Source organism: uncultured Arenimonas sp. (assembly GCF_963976025.1).
GTDB lineage: Bacteria > Pseudomonadota > Gammaproteobacteria > Xanthomonadales > Xanthomonadaceae > Arenimonas.
Map to the genome: position 1 here is coordinate 1 of NZ_CAXBJS010000266.1, position 2,375 is coordinate 2,375.

Sequence of the window (2,375 nt, forward strand, 5' to 3'; positions counted from 1 at the left end):
ATCTTTTGACTTTGCCTTTGGCAAAGAAGGGATTCGCGCCTGAAGGCGCTCCTACTCGGGATCGTAGTCGAGGTTACTGGCCAGCCAGCGCTCCGCCTGCTGCAGCGACACGCCCTTGCGGCGCGCGTAGTCGGCGACCTGTTCGCGCGAGAGCCGGCCGACGACGAAGTACTGGCTGCCCGGGTGGGAAAAGTACAGGCCGCTGACCGCGGCCGCCGGCGTCATCGCGAAACTTTCGGTCAGCTTCATGCCGGTGTGTTTTTCCGCTTCCAGCAGCGCGAAGATCGTGGTCTTCTCGCTGTGTTCCGGGCAGGCCGGGTAACCCGGGGCCGGCCGGATGCCGCGGTATTGCTCGCGCACCAGGGCCTCGTTGTCCAGCGATTCGTCCGGCGCGTAGCCCCATAGCTGCGAGCGCACGCGCTGGTGCAGGGCCTCGGCCAGGGCTTCGGCCAGACGGTCGGCCAGGGACTTGAGCAGGATCGCGTTGTAGTCGTCGTGTTCGGCCTCGAAGCGCGCCAGGTGCGGTTCGATGCCCAGGCCGGCGGTGACCGCGAAGGCGCCCACCCAATCCTGGCGGCCGCTGTCGCGCGGCGCCACGAAGTCGGCCAGGCACAGATTGGGCCGGTCGTCGGGTTTTTCCGCCTGCTGGCGCAGGCAGTGCAGGCTGGCGCGCAGGTGGCCGCTGTCGTCGAGCACCTGGATGTCGTCGCCGACCGAACGGGCCGGCCAAAGCCCGGCCACGGCCTTCGCCCGCAGCCATTTTTCGCCAATGATCCGGTCGAGCATGGCCCGGGCGTCGGCGAACAGTTCCGTGGCCTGCGCGCCCACTACCGGGTCCTTCAGGATCGCGGGATAGCGGCCCGACAGCTCCCAGGTCTGGAAGAAGGGCGTCCAGTCGATGTAGTCGCGCAGGTCCTCTAGCGGGAAGTCGTCGAACACCGTCAGGCCGGGTTTCGCGGGCACCGGCGGCAGGTAATCGGCCCAGCCGCCGTCGAAACGGTTGGCGCGGGCGCGGGTGAGCGAAGCCAGCGGCTTGGCGTCGCCGCGGTTGGCGTGGCGCTTGCGTACTTCGGCGTAATCGGCGGCGTTGGCGGCGACGAAGGGGTCGCGCAGTTCGACGCTGAGCAGGGACTGGGTGACGCCGACCGCGCGCGAAGCGTCCTTCACCCAGACCACCGGCGAGTCGTAGTGCGGGTCGATCTTCAGGGCGGTGTGCGCGCGCGACGTGGTGGCGCCGCCGATCAGCAGCGGCACGGAGAAACCCTGGCGCTTCATTTCCCGGGCGACGTGGCTCATTTCCTCCAGCGAGGGCGTGATCAGTCCCGACAGGCCGATCGCGTCGACCTTTTCCTCGCGGGCGCGGTCCAGGATCACCTGCGCCGGCACCATCACGCCCAGGTCCACGACCTCGAAGTTGTTGCAGGCCAGCACCACGCCGACGATGTTCTTGCCGATGTCGTGCACGTCGCCCTTCACCGTGGCCATCAGCACTTTGCCGCGCGGTTTGCCGGCGTCGCCGCTGCGGGCCTTTTCGGCTTCGATGTAGGGGATCAGGTGGGCGACGGCGCGTTTCATCACCCGGGCCGATTTCACCACCTGCGGCAGGAACATCTTGCCGGCGCCAAACAGGTCGCCGACCACGTTCATGCCCGCCATCAGCGGGCCTTCGATGACGTCCAGCGGACGGCTCGATTGCTGCCGCGCCAGTTCGGCGTCTTCTTCGATGAAGCGGTCGATGCCGTGCACCAGGGCGTGGCTGATGCGCCGGTCCACCGGCCAGTCGCGCCAAGCCAGGTCCTCGGTGCGGACTTCGCCCTTCTTTGATTTATGCTTTTCCGCCTCGGCCAGCAGGCGTTCGGTGCCGTCGCCGCGGCGGTTTAGCACCACGTCTTCGACTGCCTCGCGCAGGGCCGGGTCCAGGTCGTCGTACAGGGCCAGGGCGCCGGCGTTGACGATGCCCATGTCCATTCCGGCGCCGATGGCGTGGTACAGGAACACGCTGTGGATGGCTTCGCGTACGGCGTTGTTGCCCCGGAACGAGAACGAGACGTTGGACACGCCGCCCGAGACGTGGCTGTCCGGGAACCGCCGCTTGAGCTCGCGCGCCGCCTCGATGAAGGCCACGGCGTAACCATCGTGTTCCTCGATGCCGGTGGCGATGGCGAAGATGTTGGGGTCGAAGATGATGTCCTCGGGCGCCAGGCCCGCTTCACCGACCAGCAGCGCATGGGCGCGGCTGCAGATGGCGACCTTGCGCTCGAAGGTGTCGGCCTGGCCCTGTTCGTCGAAGGCCATCACCACCACCGCGGCGCCGTGCCGCCGGGCTTCGCGCGCCTGCGCCAGGCCTACGAAGAAACCTTCGCCGGTTCCGCGGA

1 protein-coding gene is annotated in these 2,375 nt (G+C 68.0%); it reads right to left on the bottom strand.

Going from position 1 to position 2,375, the window contains the following annotated elements:
- Positions 1-51: 51 nt before the first annotated feature.
- Positions 52-2,375: vitamin B12 dependent-methionine synthase activation domain-containing protein (locus AACZ35_RS13910; protein WP_339830304.1), on the bottom strand; the 2,324-nt coding region annotated here is incomplete at its 5' end.